At 43.1% G+C, this 22,496-nt stretch carries 23 protein-coding genes; 12 read left to right on the top strand and 11 right to left on the bottom strand.

The window, feature by feature from the left end; all coding sequences use genetic code 11:
• Positions 1-41: 41 nt before the first annotated feature.
• A complete protein-coding gene (locus NI389_RS04585; protein WP_308361847.1) occupies positions 42-2,177 on the bottom strand; it encodes a TonB-dependent siderophore receptor in 2,136 nt (711 codons plus the stop codon).
• 475 nt (positions 2,178-2,652) lie between these two features.
• Between NI389_RS04585 and NI389_RS04580 the strand changes: the two genes are divergently transcribed.
• Positions 2,653-3,501: a transporter substrate-binding domain-containing protein gene (locus tag NI389_RS04580; RefSeq protein ID WP_308361846.1), complete on the top strand. Its 849-nt coding sequence runs from the start codon at positions 2,653-2,655 to the stop codon at positions 3,499-3,501.
• On the top strand, positions 3,501-4,988 hold the full coding sequence (locus NI389_RS04575; protein WP_308361845.1) for a methyl-accepting chemotaxis protein: 1,488 nt from the start codon (positions 3,501-3,503) through the stop codon (positions 4,986-4,988). The genes NI389_RS04580 and NI389_RS04575 overlap by 1 nt, the downstream gene beginning before the upstream one ends.
• A gap of 165 nt (positions 4,989-5,153) precedes the next feature.
• Here the strand turns inward: NI389_RS04575 and NI389_RS04570 are convergent, their stop codons facing one another.
• On the bottom strand, positions 5,154-5,852 hold the full coding sequence (locus NI389_RS04570) for a class I SAM-dependent methyltransferase (protein ID WP_308361844.1): 699 nt from the start codon (positions 5,850-5,852) through the stop codon (positions 5,154-5,156).
• 129 nt (positions 5,853-5,981) lie between these two features.
• On the opposite strand from NI389_RS04570, the gene NI389_RS04565 reads away from it, so the two are divergent.
• From NI389_RS04565 to NI389_RS04555, 3 genes are all read left to right on the top strand, one after another.
• Entirely contained in the window at positions 5,982-6,401 is a 420-nt protein-coding gene (locus NI389_RS04565) for an Rrf2 family transcriptional regulator (RefSeq protein WP_308361843.1), read from the top strand.
• Between the two features lie 201 nt (positions 6,402-6,602).
• The gene (locus NI389_RS04560) at positions 6,603-6,971 is read left to right on the top strand and encodes a putative quinol monooxygenase (RefSeq protein ID WP_308361842.1); all 369 of its coding nucleotides are present in this window, start codon (positions 6,603-6,605) and stop codon (positions 6,969-6,971) included.
• Positions 6,972-6,990: 19 nt separating this feature from the next.
• Positions 6,991-7,293: a DUF1330 domain-containing protein gene (locus NI389_RS04555; protein WP_308361841.1), complete on the top strand. Its 303-nt coding sequence runs from the start codon at positions 6,991-6,993 to the stop codon at positions 7,291-7,293.
• 145 nt (positions 7,294-7,438) lie between these two features.
• Here NI389_RS04555 and NI389_RS04550 read toward each other — a convergent pair whose 3' ends face one another.
• The 4 genes from NI389_RS04550 to NI389_RS04535 all read right to left on the bottom strand — a co-directional run bounded on the left by NI389_RS04550 (position 7,439) and on the right by NI389_RS04535 (position 10,304).
• Positions 7,439-7,648: a cold-shock protein gene (locus NI389_RS04550; protein WP_208843844.1), complete on the bottom strand. Its 210-nt coding sequence runs from the start codon at positions 7,646-7,648 to the stop codon at positions 7,439-7,441.
• 259 nt (positions 7,649-7,907) lie between these two features.
• Positions 7,908-9,182, bottom strand: coding sequence for a serine hydrolase domain-containing protein (locus tag NI389_RS04545; RefSeq protein WP_308361838.1), 1,275 nt, complete (start codon positions 9,180-9,182; stop codon positions 7,908-7,910).
• A gap of 88 nt (positions 9,183-9,270) precedes the next feature.
• Positions 9,271-9,573, bottom strand: a complete 303-nt coding sequence (locus NI389_RS04540) for a helix-turn-helix domain-containing protein (RefSeq protein WP_308361836.1) — start codon at positions 9,571-9,573, stop codon at positions 9,271-9,273.
• Positions 9,573-10,304 carry a hypothetical protein gene (locus tag NI389_RS04535; protein WP_308361835.1) on the bottom strand — a complete coding sequence of 244 codons (732 nt, stop codon included), beginning with the start codon at positions 10,302-10,304 and terminating at the stop codon, positions 9,573-9,575. The genes NI389_RS04540 and NI389_RS04535 overlap by 1 nt, the downstream gene beginning before the upstream one ends.
• 123 nt (positions 10,305-10,427) lie before the next feature.
• Here NI389_RS04535 and NI389_RS04530 point away from each other — a divergent pair, with 123 nt between their 5' ends.
• Complete coding sequence (locus NI389_RS04530; RefSeq protein ID WP_308361833.1) at positions 10,428-10,856, top strand: cupin domain-containing protein; 429 nt, start codon at positions 10,428-10,430, stop codon at positions 10,854-10,856.
• Between the two features lie 42 nt (positions 10,857-10,898).
• Here the strand turns inward: NI389_RS04530 and NI389_RS04525 are convergent, their stop codons facing one another.
• Positions 10,899-11,846, bottom strand: coding sequence for a LysR family transcriptional regulator (locus NI389_RS04525; protein ID WP_208843840.1), 948 nt, complete (start codon positions 11,844-11,846; stop codon positions 10,899-10,901).
• A gap of 276 nt (positions 11,847-12,122) precedes the next feature.
• On the opposite strand from NI389_RS04525, the gene NI389_RS04520 reads away from it, so the two are divergent.
• The gene (locus NI389_RS04520) at positions 12,123-13,136 is read left to right on the top strand and encodes a zinc-binding dehydrogenase (RefSeq protein WP_308361830.1); all 1,014 of its coding nucleotides are present in this window, start codon (positions 12,123-12,125) and stop codon (positions 13,134-13,136) included.
• A gap of 92 nt (positions 13,137-13,228) precedes the next feature.
• Here the strand turns inward: NI389_RS04520 and NI389_RS04515 are convergent, their stop codons facing one another.
• A complete protein-coding gene (locus NI389_RS04515) occupies positions 13,229-13,792 on the bottom strand; it encodes an acyloxyacyl hydrolase (protein ID WP_308361828.1) in 564 nt (187 codons plus the stop codon).
• 198 nt (positions 13,793-13,990) lie between these two features.
• Between NI389_RS04515 and NI389_RS04510 the strand changes: the two genes are divergently transcribed.
• On the top strand, positions 13,991-14,611 hold the full coding sequence (locus tag NI389_RS04510; protein WP_308361826.1) for an MlaC/ttg2D family ABC transporter substrate-binding protein: 621 nt from the start codon (positions 13,991-13,993) through the stop codon (positions 14,609-14,611).
• A gap of 137 nt (positions 14,612-14,748) precedes the next feature.
• Here the strand turns inward: NI389_RS04510 and NI389_RS04505 are convergent, their stop codons facing one another.
• Positions 14,749-15,657, bottom strand: coding sequence for a LysR family transcriptional regulator (locus NI389_RS04505; protein ID WP_308361824.1), 909 nt, complete (start codon positions 15,655-15,657; stop codon positions 14,749-14,751).
• Between the two features lie 107 nt (positions 15,658-15,764).
• On the opposite strand from NI389_RS04505, the gene NI389_RS04500 reads away from it, so the two are divergent.
• Positions 15,765-16,514, top strand: coding sequence for an SDR family oxidoreductase (locus NI389_RS04500; protein ID WP_308361822.1), 750 nt, complete (start codon positions 15,765-15,767; stop codon positions 16,512-16,514).
• 50 nt (positions 16,515-16,564) lie between these two features.
• On the opposite strand, the gene NI389_RS04495 is transcribed toward NI389_RS04500, so the two are convergent.
• Positions 16,565-17,680 (bottom strand): helix-turn-helix domain-containing protein, encoded by a 1,116-nt coding sequence (locus NI389_RS04495; RefSeq protein ID WP_308361820.1) that lies wholly within the window; start codon positions 17,678-17,680, stop codon positions 16,565-16,567.
• A gap of 184 nt (positions 17,681-17,864) precedes the next feature.
• Between NI389_RS04495 and NI389_RS04490 the strand changes: the two genes are divergently transcribed.
• Positions 17,865-18,704, top strand: a complete 840-nt coding sequence (locus NI389_RS04490) for a DUF2306 domain-containing protein (RefSeq protein WP_308361818.1) — start codon at positions 17,865-17,867, stop codon at positions 18,702-18,704.
• Positions 18,705-18,801: 97 nt separating this feature from the next.
• Here NI389_RS04490 and NI389_RS04485 read toward each other — a convergent pair whose 3' ends face one another.
• Positions 18,802-20,487: an amidohydrolase gene (locus tag NI389_RS04485; RefSeq protein WP_308361816.1), complete on the bottom strand. Its 1,686-nt coding sequence runs from the start codon at positions 20,485-20,487 to the stop codon at positions 18,802-18,804.
• Positions 20,488-20,599: 112 nt separating this feature from the next.
• Here NI389_RS04485 and NI389_RS04480 point away from each other — a divergent pair, with 112 nt between their 5' ends.
• Positions 20,600-21,298: a response regulator transcription factor gene (locus tag NI389_RS04480; RefSeq protein ID WP_308361814.1), complete on the top strand. Its 699-nt coding sequence runs from the start codon at positions 20,600-20,602 to the stop codon at positions 21,296-21,298.
• Positions 21,291-22,454 (top strand): hypothetical protein, encoded by a 1,164-nt coding sequence (locus tag NI389_RS04475; RefSeq protein ID WP_308361812.1) that lies wholly within the window; start codon positions 21,291-21,293, stop codon positions 22,452-22,454. The genes NI389_RS04480 and NI389_RS04475 overlap by 8 nt, the downstream gene beginning before the upstream one ends.
• The last annotated feature ends 42 nt before the right edge of the window (positions 22,455-22,496 follow it).

Genomic DNA, 22,496 nt, shown 5'->3' with positions numbered 1-22,496 from the left:
GATTGGCATAACACGCAAAATACGGTGCAACTAAGGCACGATTACAGTGCCCAATTAAGCGTTAATGAATAATTACGTGGTGCACCATAGAAACCTTGCGCCCAATAAAGTGAGTTAATGTATTTTTTGTCAAATACATTGTTCGCGTTAAACGTAAGGTCAACCGTTGGCGAAATTTGATAGCTCGCCATGAAATTGACTAAGGCATACGCCTTTTGCTCGGTCACAACCCGGGGTGATTGAACTTGCACGCGACTGATGTCATCTTGCCAACGCATGTTCATACCAAAGGTTAACCCTTCTAACGCCGCTACATCGTATTTAGCCGCAAGCTTAAATACTTGTTTGGGCGTATAGTTTTTAACAAGTTCAGCTTCTGTGTTGCCGGCATCAATGGAATCGGCAACGTCAATATTCGTGTAGGTGTAACCGAGGTTTGCACTTACGCCAAACCCTAAATCACCACTGAGCTCAATTTCATAACCTCTCGATTGAATACCAGGTGCTGCCTTGTAAACGGAATTGTCGGGTGTTGAATTTTCGACGTCGGCTACGGCAATATTCAGTTGTTCAGCGTCAAAAAGGGCGATGTTCAACATCAAGTTATCGTTGAAAAACTCGGTTTTTAAGCCTATTTCACGTGTGTCGCCTTCAATCGGTGAAAGAGCATTGCCATCAAGGCCTTGTTCAAATTGCGGAGCAAAGGTTTCAGTGTACGAGCCATACACGTTTAAATCTTCATTAATAGTATATATCGCCCCTAAATAGTGAGTGGTGTCACTGTCTTCACGTCCTTTGTTGACTTGATACGCCGCTCCGACTGTTTCCCAATCCGTATGGCGAAGTCCAGTAAGGAGTTTCAAATCGTCCCGAATGGAAAAGCGAACAGACACATACTCTGAGCGCTGACGGCTATCAATTTGTGAACCAGTTATACCATCGACAAGTGTGGGGCGCGGCGCATAACCATCCCACGTGCTGAGGTTTGGCATCGCAGGGAAACCATTGCCTGTTGTAAAGTCGTACAAAGACTGTTCGTTGTAGGCCATTTTGGCTTGGCTTGCGCCAGCTGCAATCAAGTGGTTCTGACCAAAGAGATCGAAGCTGCCTTGTGCGTATACATCAAAAAGGTTTTGCTTGTCTTCTAGTTGATAGTCACTTGCATAACCGGTTAATCCCAAACCCGTTTTGGCATCAGGTGTGCCATAGACATAGAACAGTTCTGAATCTTGCTCTGTTTGCGCATGTGCATAACGCGCGAAAAGGGTCCAATCACCGCCAAGGTAGTGTTCAAGTTCTACAAAGGCTTGTTTGGATGTGTTGTTCCAAAATGCCCAATTGGATGCAGTGGATGTTGAAACGTCTAAATTGGTTGCGTTACCTTCTGAATCGAAAAGAGGTAAGGCACCCCAAAGAGGACTATCCGCATCATTCTTTTGGTAGGTTATGCTCGTGGTTAACGTGGTGTCTTCTGACAGATTAAACTCGGTGATGCCATAGAACACATTCCGGTTAACACTATAACGGTCCAAATAGGAGTCGCGAACCTGACTTACAACCACAGCCCTCGCGGCGACAGCGTCATTAATGCGGCCAGACACATCGGCATCGATACGACGGTTTGACCAAGAGCCCACCGTGAGTGATAGGCTTGCTTGGGCATTGTCGGTTGGGCGTTTACGGATAAAGTTTACGGTGGCCGATGGATTGCCTGCGCCTGTCATCATGCCATTTGCGCCCATCACAACTTCTACGCGTTGGTAGATTGCCGTGTCGAGTGTACCTTGCAATGAACCGCGTTCTTGTGGAAGACCTAAACCATCAACTTGGAAATTGGTGATATCGAAACCTCTGGCTTTGTAATAGGTGCGATCCGTTTCGATTTTTTCTACCGAGATGCCTGGGGTCGTTTCAAGTACTTGATTTACGTCATCTAATGAAAAGTCGTCCATCAAGGCGCGAGTCACGACTCGGACGGATTGCGGTGTATCCTTAATTGCGATACCAAGCTTGGAGGCAGTCTGTGCTTCAATGCCTAAATAATTACTTGGTTTATCGCCAAGCACCGCGATTTTCTCAATATCTTGATCCTTTGCTTCATCTGCAAAAGTAGGAGTGGAGAAAATTGCTGAAGTTGCAATAAATAGCGCGCTTAACTTGAATCTTTGATGAGTCATATTGAGCCTGAGTCAGTTTGATTATGTGATTTTTGCGCATGCTAATACAAATGCGAATAATTCGCAAATAAAAGAAGGTGAAAATCTGTACTGTATTGGGGACGACTTGTGCCAGTAATGAATATGTCTCTATTCCTTTAGATTCAATCAGTTGTAGATTTACGGTAAATGGCAATTGCATAATGTTTCGACGTGGTAATTGATGCTGCGATAATTGGTCATGACGAAACTTGAAGCGATTTTGTGTTACGAACAACAAAAAATTTCTAATAATGAATTGATTTATTTAGCTATTTGCAATTTTTGGCGGTTAAAGAATGACGCTCTAATTCTGGGGTTATCTTACTTGCGATAACCTTTAATCGAATAGGGGGTCGCGTTTCATTTTTATGAATACGTATGCAATTAAGAATTCATTGAGCAATCTTCAAAACAGTCGTAACGTGCCCTGAAAAGAATAATAAATATACAGCCTATGAAAACCATACTCTCGCTAATTGCGGCAATGATGAGCTTATGTGTTACGGCACAGCCAATAAAGTTGCAAAGCTATTCACAAGACAACTCACTACCACACAAACTGCTAGTAAAGGCGCTCGAACGAGCGCATCTGAATTACACGCACCCCTATGAAAGCGATAAGGACATCTCAAATGCACGTATTTTAAATGACGTGAAAACGGGTCAGTTGGATGTTATGTGGAGCATGACGTCAAAAGAGCTTGAACAAGAATATCAAGCGGTCTATATCCCTTTGTTTCGAGGTTTGCTTGGGATGCGCGTGGCGATTGTCACTAAGCAAAATGAGCATCTTTTTAGACAAGTGCACTCACTTAATGACCTTAAAAAATTCTCAGCGGGACAGGGAAAAACATGGCCTGACACCGCGATATTGAAAGCCAATCACTTACCTGTGGTCACGACTCTCAAATACCCCAACTTGTTTCCTATGCTCGAAGGGGGTCGATTTGACTATTTTCCAAGAGGAGTGAACGAACCATGGGATGAAATAGTGTCTCACGCTGATTTAGGGCTGACCGTGGATCCCTATCTGGTGATTAAGTACACCGCACCGTTGTATTTTTTCGTATCGAAGGGCAATACCACTCTCGCAGTTGCACTCGAAAACTCACTTAACGAGATGGTGAACGATGGCACATTTAACGCGATGTTTTTTGGTGATAATCAAGTCAAAACGGTTCTTTCAAAAGCGCACTTGAGTGAACGATTAATCCTATCCATTGACAATCCTGCACTGAGCGCAAACACACCGCTAACTCGCAAAGAACTTTGGTTTAATCCTCTTGAAGAAGGCGTTCAATAATGATGAAGTCACTACAATACAAAATATCTATGGCGCTTGCTATTGGCTTGGTGGTGGTGTTTATCGCGGTTCTCGCCGTGAATTACATTTTACTGCAGAGAAATGAAATTGCGCGCTTTGACACAAACGTAGCGGCACTGAATGAACAAGTGAACGTTATTTTATCTGAACCGGTTTTTTCATATGATAAACCGCTGATTGAGCAAATCCTGAACGCATTTGGCTCCAGTCCTGATATTGCTGAAATCAGCGTGTTCGATCATCGTAACATTCTGCTTGGGGAAATTCACAATCAAACGCCGCCAGCGAAGTTTGCGCAAGTGCACGAGTTGAATTTACGCTATCAAGACAAAGATATCGGCCACATTGCCATTGTCTACAGCAAACAAAATCTGGCGAACAGTATCAGGAGCGCGTTGCTTTCCATGGTTATCACCTTGGGTTTATTGTTCGCGGTGCTTGGGTTTGTTGTCCTTGGAGTGATCCGCATGCTGGTCGTAAACCCAATTGTCAGTGTAAATAGCCTAGTTAAAAAACTTGCCGCGGGTGGAGGTGACCTAACGCAACGCATAGACTATCACTCGTCAGACGAAATCGGTCATTTAACCCAAGGGTTTAATCGATTCATAGAGCAAGTCCAGAAAATCATTCAAGGACTAGGTGCAACGTCCCATGAACTTGAAATCATTGCTCAGCACGTTAAACAGGCGACACTCAATTCGAAAAAGGAGGCTGAACAAGAATACGACTTGACGGAAAGTGCGACAGATTCTTTAACACAATTAACGGATGCCACCAAAGAGATTGCTGAAGTGGCGAGTAAAACGGCCTATCAAACAACGCAAGTACAAACGTTGTGTAAGCAAGGTGCGTCAAGCATGAACGAAAATGATGGCCAGCTACATGCACTTGAAGACAAGTTGGACTACACCTCCACGGTTGTTGCGCAGCTGGAACGTAGAAGCACCGAAATTAGCCAAGTACTGGATGTGATAAAAAGTATTGCAGAGCAGACTAATTTATTGGCACTTAATGCCGCAATTGAAGCGGCACGGGCGGGTGAATCAGGACGAGGGTTTGCGGTTGTTGCAGATGAAGTCCGTGCACTGGCAAGCAAAACACACCAATCGACTACCGAAATCGAAGCTATCATAAGTGCACTGCAACAGAATGCCACTGAGTGTGTGGAAGCCACATCCCAAAGTAAGCAAGTGAGCGCCAATGTGATGGAAACCAGCCGTACTAGCCAATCTATCTTCAGCTCGATAGCGCTACAAGTGGATGAAATTAATTTGATGAATGAACGCGTAGCATCGAGTTCCGAAGAACAAAGCCATGTCACGCAAGGAGTCCTCAATACTATGGAGAAAATTAACCATGGCGCAAGGGCTCTGAGTGCGCAAACTGAACAACTCGAGAAAACGGTGGCGCAGTTAAACGAACTAGAAAAAGGCATCGTGACTAAATTGGGGCTCTTTAAGTACTAGCGCAATGGCAATCTAATTCGAGAGATTGGGCGAATGACTCAATGTCTCGGTGGCATCTTCTATCCTAAAGGGTTTGCGTTAGTCTGGCTTGGCGAAAACGAGGAATAGGGCAACAACTGATTGGTCACTCACCGCCTACGATTGTTGCCTTAATAGCCCTGATACTTAGTTAGGCTTGATAGCGAATTGTGCTTGGATCATGCCTGCTTGATAAAACGTCGTTGGGTGTTCAAAACCCGATTTCATCATCAACTCGTTTAACGAGTCTCGGGATAAAATTGCCACATCCGTGGTGTAGGCCTGTCTTGCCTTGTCGATAAGTTCTTGTGATAAATCCGCGTTCATCATCAGTGTGATCCAGAAATCCAGTAAAACTGCATAGCGGGTGTCGCTTGTGTCTGCGGTTAGGTCGGCATTTATCAACAAGCCTCGAGGTTTCAATCGCAGCGCAATTTGCGCAAAAAAATCACTACGAGCTTGCATATCCATTAGAAAGTGAGAAACCAACAAACTGGTTGCAGCGTCATGACGAGTTGATTCACCTAAGCTATCTAGAAAACCACAATGAAACGTACAGCGTTCATATATATCCAATTCTTTCGTCATTTCAATACACCGTTCCATCATGTTTTTAGCTGGTTCTACAACGGTAAAACGAAACGAAGGAAATCGTTGTGCTAAATGCGCAATTTCTCTGCCAGTACCCGCACCAACACAAAGTATAGAAGCGTTCTTTGGTCGATTTTTTAATAAGGACTCCATAAAAAAATACAACGTATTGGTAATCGGGGCCATGCGACTCCATTGTGTGTCGTAGTTCGGTGCCATCTCATCAAACGCTTGGACTATTTCATCTTTGTTCATCTAATCGCTCTCTTTTGTACATATTAATTAATGTAACAATTATAGTTACATGATGTTGTGCTTTGCAATACATGTAACTTTAAAAGTTTCTTGATATACTGTGTCTAATTCACGTTATTGGAGCGTATTTTGAGAAAAGACAGTCGGTTATCTCGGGTATTACATGCATTGGCACACATGTCTCATCTTGGTCGTGCTGTGACTTCAGAAGAAATGGGAAAGATGCTCAACACTAATCCTGTGGTGGTTAGACGGACGATGGCGCTTTTAAAAAAAGCGGGTTATATCACTTCTGTTAAAGGACATAACGGTGGGTGGTCGTTGATTGGCGAATTGTCAGAAATAACCTTGTTGGATATTCATCGAGCGCTTGGTGAACCCACTATATTTACGATTGGGCTATCTGACGAGCACACCGAATGCCTGATTGAAAAAGCAATCAATGAATCTTTAAGTGGTGTAATGGCTGAAGCTCAATCACTCATGTTGAGTCGTTTCGGTGAGATAACGCTTGATTTGATTGCAAATATTACCCCGCCAAGTGAATGAGAGGCAAATAGCTCGATTGCGCAGAGGCATGTATTGTTTGCGAATGACTAAATAGAACGCGAATAAGCATATGGACGCATCGATTGAATAGGTTAATTATTTACAATAAGTAAAAACTGATTGTTTTTAAATCGATATTATCAATTATTTGTTTATTTACTATGCTAGTCCCACACCACAACTAAGGTGTAGGAGAAAAATATGTTTGAGAATATTGGTTGGATTGTTGAGGCAAAACTGTGTCAGGGTAAGAAAGCTGAATTCGAGGCCGTTATGTCGGAGATAGTTGCCAAAACGCGCGAAGAAAAAGGCACATTAAACTATCAATATTACCTTTCTGACGAAGGGGATGTGTTGGTGTATGAACGCTTTGCGGATGTGGACTCTGCCCATATTCATGTCAGTAACTGGGATACTTTTGCCGAACGTTGGGTTGCGGCAGCGACACCTACTCGTATGGTTCATTTAGGGGAATTACCCGAAGATCTGCGTGCACGACATAGTGCATTAGCACCTTTATGGCTAAAGCCTTTCGGTGGCTTTGCTCGCTCAATTCAATCTGAAGTTTAATTATTCTAAGGAGACATAAATGGCTTATTATTCAGTTTTAGATGTAACACCGACAAGTGATAGTTGGATACCAGAGTACATTGCGCCTGCAAATCGTCTAGTTGCTCAATATGGCGGAAAATACATTGCTCGAACATCCAGTCATGAGCGATTGGAAGGTCAGGGTGACACACCTGCGCTCAGAATCATCATTCAATGGCCATCAAAGCAAGCGGCAATTGATTTTATGAACGATCCTGATTATTTACCACATTTAAAAGCACGAACAGAAGGTTCGGTAAGTAACCATTACTTGATTGAAGGTATTGACGAACTTGCGTGATCTAAGGTGTGCGTAGTGTGAGTAAAAAGAGATAGTTTAAACGTGGACTTTAATAGATTGGCTTGATGGATTTAGGCTTAGAGACATACGAAGAAAATAGAACATTTGTGCGGTGAAAACACCGCACAATCAGGGCTTGGTAAGCTTAGATAACTTCTACGTCGTCAGCTTGTAAACCTTTAGCGCCTTGAGAAGTTGAGTAGCTTACTTTTTGGCCTTCAGCTAGAGTTTTGAAACCGTCGCCTTTGATAGCACGGAAGTGAACGAATACGTCGCCACCGTTGTTATCTTGAGAAATGAAACCAAAGCCTTTTGACTCGTTGAACCACTTTACTGTACCTGTTAACTTAGACATAAATATAAACCTATAATAAATAATTAAAAAATTATGTTTGGTGTAGACTTGAATTTTACAAATGTAGCTAGATTTAGGTTTTATTTAGTAAAACAGAATATAGCGAACAACAAATAACTCAGACATCTTCAAACGACCTCCACTATACGCGTTATTTTTCTAATGTCGAGAGGTTTTGTACAAAAAACGCGCAAAAATTAATAAAAGTCATCATCGAAACACACTTTTTTTAAAAAGCATTCTGTTTTTCCACAAAAATCTAATTTAATGATTGGTTTAATTGAATATATTGGTTCGCGTACAGTTGAACTATCGGTGTCGTGATTTTTGCAAAGTCATGGAAATGATTTGTTTTTACATTGGTGTTTATAGCGAGTGAAAGTTGAAAAGCGGGGACCACAACGAGAAAGCACTGCGCGCCGCGTGATACCCCACCATGATGATAGTAATCAACCAACCCAATTTCAGCACCTAAATCAAGTTGACCTTTTCGCCAGCCGATAGCGTAATTTTGTGGATTCACTTGGCCATTGTTTAACGTTTGAGGCGACCAAAATTGGTCTCGTATGGATGCCGGGATAAACTCGTCTTGCAACATACTTTGTCCTAATGTTGCTAGATCTTCGGATGTCGAAATCCAACCACCACCGGCAAGGCGATGACTTAAATCAACATCGCGCCAAACACGTAAAGAGGCGGGAGTGGCTTTCGGATGCCAATAAAATGTGGCGAGATGTTGTGCAGTTTGATTACGCACTTCATACTCTGTCGCCGTATTGGTTAACTGCAAAGGGTCAATGACAGATTGCTGCATCCACTGTTGGTATGGCATGTTTGCACGAACTTGCATCACATCACTTAATAAAACCGTCCCTAAACTTGAATATTCAAACCGCTCACCGGGTTCAAAAAGTAATTCACTGTCTTTAAAAAGGCTAACTGCGTCATGCACATCGTCAAAGTGACGGTCAAGTCTGATGCTGGCAAGCAAACCACTTAATTGCGTGTTTTCTCCATAGTGTGGGATACCTGCCATGTGTGAGGCAAGTTGGCGTGGTGTCATATTCGCCCACAGAGGATTTGGCAAATCACGATAGATTGCATCAAGCGGCGTATCTAACGTAATTAGGTTTGCTTTTATGAGCTGCGCAAGACCAACCGAGGTAAGTGCTTTAGACGTACTCCCTATGCGAAATTGCGTTGTTGTGGTCATGGGTTGTTGTGTTTCAATGTCGGCCCAGCCAATTGCCCCGCTCCAAACTCGATGATTGTCTATCGCAATAGATACGGTCATACCGGGCGCCTGGATATCCTTTTGGTGCTGTGCAAGTAGGTCAAGTGATTGTGTGGCAACGGATTGATAGCGTCCGTCATACAACTCGGCGTTTTTCGGGAGGTTACCCTTTAGTTCGAGCCAGCCCCAAAGTGGCATCGGTAGTTTTTCTTTGTGGCTGTAAAAACCGTAAATTGGTTTTAAATACAACCCAATAATCAACAAGACAAGCAAGAAAATGGTTTTCTTAAAGTGTTTCATGTGTTCCATCCATATTCATAATGTTTAGCGCTATCTTTATGAATTGAATGAAAATAGTCTTATCAAAAATGAAAAAAGCTGCGCAATTTTAAAATTGATCACGAAATTCTGTCGGCGTTATCTTCATTTGTTGCTTGAACGCTCGATTGAACGACGCAATGGAACCGTATCCCATGTTTAGGGCTAACGTTAGAATAGGTGTCTGTTTAAATTTCGGGTCTTGTAATTGAGCGCAAATAGCAGGGATCCGATAGCTATTTAGGAAATGGGAAAAGTTGCTATATCCCAACGATTGATTAATCAGCTGCCTGAGTTGATGTTGTGGTACTCCAAGTTCATCCGCAAGCAACGTAATCGTAAGATTTGAACGCGTGTAAAACTCGGATTCCATTAAAGTCTGGAGCGCTGATAGTATCGGATTGTTTGCGGGGGGCAGGGCGGGAATGTGACCTTTTCTTGTGACGACTCGACCGCAATTTCGGTGCGCTTTACTCTATATAATACGGAAAAACTGGTGGCTGCAAGTACACAGGCGGAGTTGCAAAGGCTAAATAGCCAATGATCTTTAATACTACTAATCGATAATTCGAAAACGGTTAAGATCCCCATATATAGTGCGCAGCCTAGGACTAGCATAAGCCGAAACTTTCTGCGAGCATCGATTAAATCATCTTGGTAACCTGATATCCCCAAAAATAGGGTGCTTATCAATAGAATCAAACCGACCGCGTGATTTATGTCATGCAGTGGGTGGTTTGCGGTCGTGAATAGAAAGAAATAGCACATCAAAATAGACCAGAAAACGAGCGTCCAAGTTGCCCATTTAGGATAACGAGAAAAGGGAAGGTCGGGTTTTAGCTGCGTGTAAGCGAATAGCAAAATTGCCGTAGCACTTAAATCCGTAAAAAGTAACAGTGGACGTCGAAAAAGTCCGTAGTGATGGTCTGCAATTGGGGCTGTCAGTAAAAGATAGGAAATCGCGGTCACGATTAACAAACTTTGAGCGCATCGCTGCAATACGCTTGTCTGTTTAAACGCGAGTATAACAAGAACGAATAACTGCCCAACAGCTGCAAATCGAAAGAAAAGGTCGACAATTTGGTCGGAGGATAATGAAATCATCAAGAGTAATTTAAAATCGTTGCTAAGCGCAGGCTAACAAAGTTATCTGTAGTAACGCAATGAATCATCTGATTTTTTAACGTACACTGTCGTGGTCATTTCAAATCAAGGAGGGCAAATCCAATGAACGACCTAACCGCCACAACGGGGCTTGTCGCTATCTTAAGTGCAATGTTGTTGTCTCCATTGTGTTTAGCCGAAGCGCCCATACAGGTTACTGAAATTGTTAAGTCCACACACAGTTGGGATGGCACAGTACTCCCTGCTTATCCACAGGGTCAACCTGAAATTCAGATATTGAAGTTCACCATTGCAGCAGGAGCGACACTGCCACTTCATCAACATCCAGTGATCAATGCAGGTGTGCTGTTGAAAGGAAAACTACACGTTGAGAAAAAAAGTGGTGAAGTGCTGATTTTAAATCCAGGAGACCCTATCGTTGAAGTAATCGACACATGGCACTTTGGCCGCAGCATTGGTGAAGAAGCTGCAGAAATCATGGTGTTTTACGCAGGCATTGAAGGCAACCCCATCACCTTGAAAGCGAAATAAGTGAACTTATCTATAGTGTATTTGAGGTTAAATACAACAACCTTATTTGGGTCGATACATAGTATCGAGACCCGGAATGTTTTGCTCCCAAATCGGTATATCATCGCCTAGATAATGGCGCACTGCATCTAAAAAGAGCCTCGTTCGTACTGGCAAATCTCGATGTGGGTAAACGGCATACATCGCACTGAAATCAGGAAGGTGTACGTCAGTGAGCATTGGAACGAGGTTGTTGGCGTCAATGTGTTTGGAGAAGAAAAACGCAGGCGTCGTAAAGTACGCGGTATGCGAAAGCACTTTTGCGAGTAACGTTTCACCATCATTAGAACGAAATACGGGGTTGATCACTTGCTCTTTCGGCTCACCATTACTGTCAATGTAACTGATGGATTCAAAGCGAATGTGCGAGTTGGTATATACCGCGGCTGGCAATTCAGCTAAGTCATCCATTGTTTTTGGTTCACCGTAAATGTCGATAAACTTTGGTGTCGCCAAGATGAGCATGCGGATCCTCGCGAGTTTACGCGCGACAAGCGACGAGTCTCGTGGCTCACCAATACGAAATGCGATGTCAAAACCCTCAGAGATAATATCAACAACTCGATCGTCAAGTCGAAGCTCGACATTGACCTGTGGAAAACGTTTCTGAAAATCGTTGATAACGGGCATGAGGTAGTGCTTGCCAATGTAGTTGGCGGCCGTGATGCGCAGCAATCCTCTCGGTTCTTGGTGATAGTTTTCGGCCATTTGGACGGTATCTTGTAGCAACATTCGCAGCTCGGCGGCTTTTTTCACCATCTCCGCTCCAGCGGCTGTCAAGGAAAAGGAACGAGTGGTGCGATTGAGTAGCCTGACTCCTAAGTCTTCCTCTAGCTTACTTATTTGCTTCGAAATCACCGAACGATCGATATTTCGAAGCTCAGCGGCTTTTGAAAAAGAGCCTTGCTCGACGACTTCAAGCAGCATGATGAGACGACTGGTTGTATCCATACTTACCTAACCTATACACAATAGCGCAAAACATTGATGCGATTCTGGCACTAATAATAGCAAAAAACTACTGCAACCCTAGGATTTATCTGAGGTTTAGCGATCTTTTAATGTATAGGTCATTCGTCAGGTTTCTTTTAACGGCGCTTGTTGCATTCGTTCGCAAATGATTTAATAGCAAAATATGCAAGAGTTGTTAACGAACGGAACATATCGGCACAACTTGAGTAACAGCCGCAGGACTAAGTCGGCAAATAGGTAAGAAACAGGAACATCATGTTATCAGCTAACACAAAGATGTACGCAATTGAGCTTGTAGAAAGTGGTCCACAATTAGAACTGGTAAAGGCCGAACACGTGATGCCCGAACCCGGCGACAATGAATTACTGGTTGCCATTGAATATGTTGCACTAAATCATTTGGACGCAAAACTCGCTCGAGATGGTTTTGAACAGTGGGAATATCCTCACATTTTGGGCCTTGATGCGGTTGGCACTGTGGTGAAAGCGGCCAAAGGCGTTTTTCCTGCAAAAGGATCTCGCGTCGTATTCAATGTGTGTTTGTCGCAGCAAGGCATGTTGCGTGAATACGCGGTCATCCCAAATCATTCTGTTTCTGAAATCCCTGATTCTGTCGGCAGCGAAACTGCGGTGACATTGCCAAATGCGGGTATGGCCGCGCTGTTAGCAATAGAAAAATTGCAAATACAACAAGGCGATACGCTTGCTATCAATAGTGCACAAGGTGCCGTGGCGCACTTCGCTATTCAATACGCTAAAATGCGAGGCGCTCAGGTCTTTGCGTTCGCGCAAAAGTCTCATCATAGACGGCTACTGTCGTTAGGTGCGGATTTCGTATTTGATTGTGAACAAAACAATATCTGTGAACAAGTCAAACGCGAAGTTGGTAATGGTGGTTTTGATTGTGTGCTAAACACCCAAGGTGGCGCCTCCTTTTTGCAAGATTTACAGCGTTTACGATTCTGTGGTCGCATTGTGTGTTTAAATGGTTTTGGCGAGATCCCCGAGCGATTGCTGTTTGAGAAGGCGCCAAATATCGGCGTCGTTTCGGTGGCTGGTGCGTGGCTTGCCAATAGCTTGTGCGCGCAGCAGAGATTGTGTTTTATGGGCCAGCAACTGCTTAACGATGTTGCAAGTGGAAAAGTTAAATCTCCAGAGGTGTCATTAATTGACTTTGACGTGAGCGCTGTACGTGATGTGTTGTCGCGTTTACTCACGCAAACCTGTCAACAACGACCCGTGATTAAAATCCCTCATCAAGTGGATTAAACGAAATAGAATCATGAGCAAAAAAGCGCGATATCAAGAATCGCGCTTTTTTGCTATTAACGTCAGTAATACAACGGCGTGAATTGGGGTGGTCAAAAGTAGCTAGAGTAGGACAATGACAAGAAATCCAGACCTGGATTTGGCTTTTTAAAGCCAGCGTTAGAATAGTGCATGTAACGCAGTGCTATATTGGCTTTCCCTAAACTATAAACTAGACCTAATCTATCTTCAAACTGATAGTGTGTACTCACATCCTTGCCCGCAAATTGGGTGTCATCAAGTAACGCGGCGCCGATACCAAATTCAACAGACAATGGCCTCCCATTGATTTCACTAAACGGGTAACGGAACACCGGCGTAACCGCTAAAACAAAATTGCGATCATGATTATTGTCATCACCATAACGCCAAAAGTTGACGCTACTTTCAAAGAATAAGTCCAAATGTTGCCAATCCTCTGGCAAAAACGCTTTCGCATGATATTGATAGGCTAATTTAACTCCATCGACGTCACCTTCACCGTGAATAAAGTGAACCGCATAACCGTGGCGTTCTTGTGCCATTAGAGAAAAGGATAGGAGTAATAAAATAAGAGCAGAGATTAGTTTGTTTACAGTGTACATACTTCGCGTACCTATATCTAAAAGGACGCGCATTGTTTCTGTTTTTTGTGATTAGATCTGTAAGCAAAATAGCACCATATTGGTGATAAATTTGCATCAATTGGCTAATGCGTTGTTTTTTCTTATTTTGTTGTTGTGTGCACAAATGGCATCAATCAAGTGCCGCTTTGCGTCTTTTTCATCATGAAATACAAGAGTAACATGGCCTCATTGAATAAACAGGGGAATGTTATGACACACATATTTAAAGTTTTATCTTTATCAATTTTATTAATTTTCAGTAGTTTAAGTTTTGCTGCTGGTTCGTCTCAAACAGCCAGTTCCACACCATATGTGCTTATTCAAAATGTTGGTAATCAACTGTTTAGCGATATTGCTAAATTGAACGAGTTAGACGAGAAGACAAAACGTGAACAGTTAAAGGTATTAATAAAAAATCAGCTTATGCCTCACATTGATACAAAGTTTGTGTCGTTTAAGTTGCTTGGTAAACATGTAAGAGAAATTAAGAAAGAACAGGCTGTTACATTCATAGATGCGGTAGAACAATATTTGGTTGGTACATACACCAACGTATTAATGAGCTACAAAGGTCAGGATGTGCATTTTATTGAACCTGTTTTCGATGCTGCGAGTCAGTATGCTTCTGTAAAATCAGAGATTGTAGCTGAAGGCGCACCGACGATTGACATGATTTTCAAGTTCCGTAAAAGTAAATCGGGTCAATGGCAAGTTTATGATATTGAAGCAGAAAGTATTTCATTGCTGAGCGCGAAACAAAAAGAAATTGTATCTCGTATCAGTGAAATTGGCATTGACGCCGTGAGCAAAGAGTTGATTGCTAAGAGCTAACAGCGTGAATAGCGGAATAGGCGCCGCTTAATAAAAGAGCCTGTACGTTCCAATGTTGTTGTAAGTTTTGTGTTTGAGGCGGGCAAGTCAAGATTGCTTCCCCTGTGAATCGTTTGTCCGCCTTTTTTCTCCACGTTTTATCTTCCCTTAAATTGTTCATTATTCTCTTGATATTGCGCCTTTACTTTATCAATAAACACTTTCGATTTTGCAGGCAAGTAATTACGCGATACGTATAGTGCGTTGAGTGGCGAACTTGGAAATTCATATTCAGGTAGAATTTCAACTAAGTTTCCTGCACGTAAATCATCGACAAATGCCCATCTAGGCCCTAGATGCATGCCTCGTCCAGACAAGACAAGTTGATGTATTGCCTTAACGCTGTTTACCGTAAACGTACCGCTAATTGGTTGGGAAAAGACCTGACCGCTTTTCACCATTTGAAGGTTTTTGGCATTAATCGAGTTACGATAGAGGATGAAATGGTGATTTATCAACTCAACAGGAGTGGATGGTAGCCCTTTTTCTTTAACGTAATTTGGAGACGCGACTAATACACGCGATACATCGCCTATTTTTCTGCACATTAAACTGGAGTCTGGTAATAATCCAATTCGAATCGCGACATCGATCCCTTGCTCTTTTAAATCGGTAAAGTCAGAGCCTAGCACCAGTTCTACTTCCAGCTGAGGATATTCTAGTGTCATAGCTTCAAGCACGGGCATGACAAATCGGATCCCGAAGTCATGAGGTGCAGCCACTCGTAACCGGCCAATAGGGATTTCCGTATGGGCGCTGACGTATTGTTCAAGGGCATTTTGTTCATCAATAATGTGCCTCAAACCTTGATAGTAAATTTGTCCAGCATGTGTGGATGTGGAGCTACGGGTTGAGCGTTCAATCAGTTTGGTCGTGAGTTTTTTCTCAAGTGATGCAATCCGTCTACTGATGATCGATGGATCGCCACCAATATGTTCAGCAACAGCTTTAAAACTGCCCATTTCAACCACAAGAAGGAAAAGTTGTTCATTTGAGTAAGATTTCATCTTTTAAGTGCATTTTTTGCATGTAATAAATGAGAAAATAGCGAATACCTAAAGTTTAAGCAACAAACTACACTTTACCTCGTCATAAAATACAACGAGGAAAACTCATGAACACATTGAACGCTATCGCACTAGTTACGGGCTCTGCACGCAATATGGGACGCGCTTTTGCGCTGGCCTTGGCTGAAAAAGGGAATGATATTGTGGTGCACTATAACAGTGAAAGTTCAAAAGCAGACGCACTAGAAACGGTTAGTATGATTGAATCATTAGGGCGTAAAGCAATGCTCGTTCAAGCTGATTTAACTCAACCAGCTCAGGTAGAGGGCTTGTTTAAGCAGATCCAGAATGAATTCGGTCGTTTAGATATTGTCGTGAACAATGCGGGGAAAATCGTCAAGAAGGCGTTTGTAGAATATAGCTTGGACGATTTTGACAACTTGTTTAGCATCAATGCTCGAGCAAGTTTTATGCTATTGCAGGGCGCGGCCAAGATGTTGAGTGACAATGGTCGAATCATCAATATTGGTACTTCATTATTGGCTGCATTTACTGGGCATTATGGGCTGTACGCCGGCTCAAAAGCGCCGCTTGAGCATTTTACCCGCGCGCTGGCGAAAGAGTTAGGAAGTCGAGGTATCACGGTGAATATGGTCGCACCGGGTCCAATTAATACCGCGTTCTTCCATGGTCAGGAAGACGCAGGGACGGTTGCTTATTTAAGTGCGGCAAGTGTACTCGGTCGCTTGGGTGAAATTGACGATATTGTGCCGGTTGTGACGTTCCTCGCGTCACCTGAAGCGAAATGGATGACAGGTCAAACTTTGCTTGTGAACGGTGGTTTTGTTACGCGTTAAATGTAAGAAGAAGCGGTAAGTACAACCGCTTCTTGATTCGTTAATTCAAATCACGGTGTTTGAATATGTAAATCGGCTTCTTCCTCGGAGGAAGCCTGATGAGAAAGACGATATTGATTAGGCGTAAAGCCTGTGTGCGATTTGAACGCGCGCGTGAATGGACCAACCGAAGCAAAGCCGCTTTCAAGACCCACAACAAGGATTGACCAATGCTGTTTGTCCGGATCTAGCAACAAACTACTCGCGTGTTCAATACGTAGTCTATTAACGAAATCATTAAAGTTTTTGGCATTGAGCTGATTTCGAAGCGCTTTACTTATACGGTATTCAGACACATTAAGTTCTCGTGCGATATCAACGACTTTCAGGTTTGCTTGTAAAAAGCGTTGTTCATCGACTATTAGTGCCAAGATGGCTTTTGCAAAATCGTTCTCTTCTTCCTTTTCAATGAGGGTTAACGAGCGGTTCTTTGATTCTTCCGCCTCATCGTGCGTAACGCTCAATGTCGTTTTGGAAGCTAGAGATGATCTTCTTCGCCAATAAACCAAAACCTGTGTGTTGATGAGAACCGTAAGTGTAATTAAGCCGACACTCCAATCCGTAGCAGCGGGATCATCAACAAATAGGCTGTTAGATACAGTACTTAATCCAATGGCACCCATAATGGTGACTAAGTAGAATGTGCGCTGCTTTTTCTCAAGTTTATTGGCTTGCTGAAACCCTCTAAATCCTTCCCAAATCATAAGCACTAAAATGCACGATGAAAGTAATCCGATTAGCTCGCCTAAAAAATGATGTGTAAATGACGAAGAAAATTGAATGTCGTAAAGATTAGAGACAAACAGGTAACCTTGATTAAACATAACTAGGCACGCAATGGATGCAGCCATGATCAAATGTGGCAGTGCGATGGGGGACTTTTCTCTAAATAAACAGCGAGAGAGCAGCCAATACACATTACATGTTGCACACGTTGTCATGCCAATGAGATATTGGTATGCGCCAATTTGCTCGCCCGTGATTTTCTTTAATGCCACCATGGCCACCGAACCACAAAAGACGGCAAACAACACATGCATCGTGCGTTTTTGCTTTATGGATATTTGAGTCAGTAGCAGGGCAATTGCAACAACGAGCAAGAGCATATAGAGATTGCTTTGTGACATGAGCGGCCATTTTCCAAACGAAACTTGGGTCTATGGTAGCGAATGATTTTTTGCAACTCAAATCCACTTTGTAAGCAAACTTGACGCGATTATCATGTGCCGAATTTCAAATTCGGTGCGACGTTGCCGTGTTTTTATGTCACTTTTCATTTTAAATCAATGTATTAATGGAAGGTGTTAAAACATGTTGATGTCACAGACTAAGCTGCTACCGTCATTCTCAATCGACTCCATCTTGGATGGTGTGGTTAAAAGTTGGGTAACAATCGTTTTGATAGGGCAGTGGATGTTCGCACTGTATATTTTTATTTTGTACGCGATGCCATCACTTTTAGGTTCACCAGAACTAGTGTCTAAATTATCCCCTGCAACAGGAATGAAAAAATCTTTGGGTGCAGATTTGACGGTACTCTTCGTCCATATTTTGCCTGCAATCATGATGGCTGCAAGTGGCTTGCTTCAATTATTTCCTCGACTTCGTAAACAATATCCTTCCTTTCATCGCTGGAATGGACGTGTCTTTTTTGTTCTCGCACTCAGCGGGGCATTTACTGGTATGTATTTAACTTGGGTTGCAGGACTACGATTGAGTGATATTGGGGCGATGGGCGTGAGCTTTAACGGAATGCTAATCCCCATTTTTATTGCTTTGGCGTGGTACACTGCGGTTACCAAGCGATTTGCCGCACATCAACGTTTTGCAATTCACAGCTTTATTTTAGTCAACGGTGTGTGGTTTTTCCGATTGTACTTGATGGGCTGGTTTGTCATCAATCAAGGTGCAAATGGTAATACGAATAAGATTGATGGTCCGGCTGATATCGCGATTTCATTCCTATGCTATTTAATGCCCATGGCTATCGTAGAATGCGTTTTGTTTGCTAAGCGCTCGACAAAGATGAGTGTAAAATGGATGGTCACGATGTTCGCATCACTTGGTGCGTTGATCACCATAATTGGCGTCGGCTCTGCTGTGCTGTTAATGTGGTTTCCTCGAATTCAATCGGTATTCAGTGCACTTTGAACGTGATTCAATAGAAAATCAGGTGGTGTAAACCACCTGATTACACGTTCAATCGTTGAGTTCCATATCCTAAATAAGGCCGCTCTGGGTTGATGATTTAGTATTTGCGCTCACCTTTAACGTAGGTGTTAAGTACATTGACGCGTTTAATTTGTGCGGGGGTGAGTTCAAAGAGATTTTTATCCAATATGATGAAATCTGCTTCTTTGCCAATTTCAAGAGAACCAACTTTGTTTTCTTGGCGCATTGCATAGGCTCCCGAAAGAGTATATGCCTTAATCGCTTCTTCAAGACTGATAGACTCTGGAGCGCGGCTTAGTGCGTTTGCTATCCCAATAAACGGGTTTAACGAACTTACATTCCAGTCGCTACTGAGTGTCAGTGTCGCGCCATTATCGGCAAGACTTGCGATAGGGACTAGGTGATCCGCCCGTTCTGCACCGAGTAAGGGTTCCATTTCTGACCAATGTGCGGGTTGCGTAAAGTCACCTGCAACTTGTGCATCCGCTATCACGCCAAGTTGTTTGAAGCGCTTATAGTCAAGTGGATCGACAACCTCAACATGGGTAATGCGGTGTCTAGCTTTACCCGATGTCACGTTTTCAATCGCATTTAATGCTTCGTGGATCCCTCTGTCGCCAATGCCATGAATATTAAAGTCAAAGCCTACTGGCTCAAGGGCATCTAGGTATTTTTCCAAACGAGCTTGGGTAAAGTAGTTCAGTCCTTTATCTTCGGGTAACTCCAACCAGCTTTCTTGGTATGGCGCTTTCATTGCTGCGGTGGTGTTAACCAGTATGCCATCCATATAAACTTTGATTTGATCCACTTTTAACATGGGACTGTAATTGGCGTTGTAACGCTTCTTCAGTTCCTCAATTTGACGCGCATCGTTTGCGTCTGGATAGGCCCAAAGTCCTAGGCTGACACGCAGATTCAACGCACCGTCGTGTGCAAGTTGTTGCCACGTATCAAGCTGGCCTCGTTGCCAATAAACGCGAGCATCGCTTATCGATGTTACACCGTGTTTTAGCAATTCTGGTTGTGTATATTCAACAAACCCTTGGTAATTACGCTCTCCTTCTGAGCCAATCGCTTGCATTGCGATGTCCATCACCAAATTGCCTGCATTGTCGTAAAGAACGCCATCGAGATGTCCTGCTTGGGTTCGACCTAACACGCCACCAATCGGGTCATTACTGGCTTGATTGAGATTTGCCAATGCGAGCGCTTTTGAATTGACCCACATGGAGTGCGAGGTCTGCTCCATAATGATAATCGGTCGCTCAGTGGAGACCTCATCTAAAATTATGCGTGGTGATTGAGAAAGTGCGAGTAAACCATCTATATTGTGACCGTATCCGATTAGCCAGGGTACAGATGGGTTTTTCGCGAGCGCATCGGCGACGATGTCTTGATACTCTGCGACAGAGGCATATTCAGGCAAGGAAAAATGCGTTGCATCTGACGCGGATTCGAGAGGGTGGATGTGCACATCGTGAATACCTGGCATCACCATTTTGCCATCAAGATCGTGAATGACGGTTTTTGGCCCAATCAACTTAGACGCTTCTTCAGAGCGGCCAACAAAAATGATTTTGCCATTTTTTGTTGCCATGGCCTCAGCCCACGGTTGAGACTCATTAACGGTGTAAATTGATGCGTTATCAAATACTTGATCGGCATAAAGTGTTGCCTCACTTAACGAATTCATGTTTCCACCACAAGCAACAAGCGTGCAAGTAAGGGCAAATGTGGTTGTCATCATCATTTTGGTACTCATGTTTTGTCTCCTAAAGATGTGAACAGCCTAACGGAGTCTAGGTAACCGAAAGGTAACGGGGGACATGACGTATCCGAATTGTAGGTCGCAATCTTGAACATAACGAGCTAGCATGCAAAAAGAAGCTCATGTTGTGTTGTTTGATATGCTTATTTTGCTCGTTGAAGATGACCGCGCACTTGCGGCAAATACCATTGATTTTTTGCATCATGAAGGTATAGAAGTTGATTATGCCGATTCAATTACACACGCACAGCACATCGCAGATGGGCAACTGTATGATGCATTTGTTTTGGATGTTGGATTGCCCGACGGTGTTGGCTTTGAATTGGCGCGTTATTTTCAGCGCTCGCATCCGACGGTGCCTATTTTGTTCCTAACGGCAAATAGCCTTTTAGAGGCAAAGCTCGAAGCATTTTCGCTTGGCGCACTCGACTATTTAACTAAGCCCTTTGAGCTTGCAGAGTTAGCCATCCGCATAAAGTTGCTCTGCGTAAAGCGGCAAGATAGCCTCCATCAAGTTTTTAGATTGGATGATTTAGACGTCGACTTGGCAAAACGCATCATCAGGCGTAGTGAGCGAGTGATTACCTTGTCTCCACAGCAATGGACTTTGTTAACTTTACTTATTGAACACGCACCAAATCCAGTGAGTAAAACGCGAATATTGGAACGTGTTTGGCCTGAACAAGACGCCAGTATCACGATGTACAAAACACTCATTACGCGCCTGCGTAGTAATTTGTCGCTAGAACACGAGAAGCCTTTACTGCACACGTTAAAAGGGGTAGGAGTGGTACTGCGTGATTAAACAACAGACCTTGCATCGCTTTTTACAAATTAACTTGCTCGTACCGTTTGCTTTGTTTGGCCTGCTTTGGCTGTGCATTGCTACTCAATTTTATTGGTCCGCGTTGGACGAAACCGCAGAATATTATGTGTTCGAGGACGCATATCAATTTGTTGAAATCCCAACACGCATTAAAACGTCGTTTCGTATCGTGTCTGATGAGGTGGAGGACTTTCCTCCGGAGATTCAAAAACGCTTCAAGAATCTCGCTATGCCGATAGATGAGGTCCAGTATCTTTCAACCCAAGGACACGACGTTTATTACTTGAAGCATCATCCAAGTAAGGGGCTTGATGCGGTTTTCGTGTTGCATCAATTTGCAAAAGCGGACTCGCAAGACATTCGGCCTTTATTGTTGGTGATCATGTTGATTAGTTTATTGTGTTTCGCACTTTGGCTACTTAGCGTGATTCAACGAGTTCGAGCACCGTTGGCGCAATTTACACAGAATATTCAGCAGGGGCAGGAGAACGCCTTAGTAAAATTCGAAGAGTTCCAATCTGCACAGAACATTACGCTCGCGGCACTGGCGAGTCAAAAGCAACAAATTGAGCAGCAGAAGGCATTTGCGAGCTTTTTAAGTCATGAAGTAAGGCACCCAATCACTAAACTGGGTCATCAACTTGCTCAATTTGATCACATGGATGAGCTGTCCATTGAAACACTTAAGCAAATAGATGCATTAAAAACAACACAAAAAGAAACGGTGCAACTCAGTAATACCATCTTAAATTTGCTAGATGTTCATGCGCCTGATGAGAAAACAAGTTGCAGTGATTTAGTGATTGAATTGTTTAACTGGGGAAATTCGACGCCGTTTCCATGCCAGATAGACACCCAGTTTGAACAGTTTCCTGTGTCGTTAAACACGGAAGATTTTGCCTTACTATTGAACCAAGTAAATACCAATATGCAGCGCTACGGTAGTGGGAGTTTAAGAGTTAGATTGAACACCAATGAGCTTGTATTTGAAAACGATATAGCGTCAGGAAGGGTTACAAGCCAAGGGTTTGGTGTAGGTCTCTTTATTGTGCATGCGGTTGCTCGTAAAATGGGGTGGCGAGTTGAATCCACGACGGTCGGCGAATGTTTTCGTTTGATACTGAACTTTAAGTAAATAGATGAATAAAAAATGAATAAAAGGAATAACGATAAAAGA

The organism is Pseudoalteromonas xiamenensis, assembly GCF_030994125.1.
In the GTDB taxonomy this organism is placed as follows: Bacteria; Pseudomonadota; Gammaproteobacteria; order Enterobacterales; family Alteromonadaceae; genus Pseudoalteromonas; species Pseudoalteromonas xiamenensis_B.
Note: the sequence above shows the minus strand (reverse complement) of the source record. Positions and strands in the feature narration are given on the sequence as shown.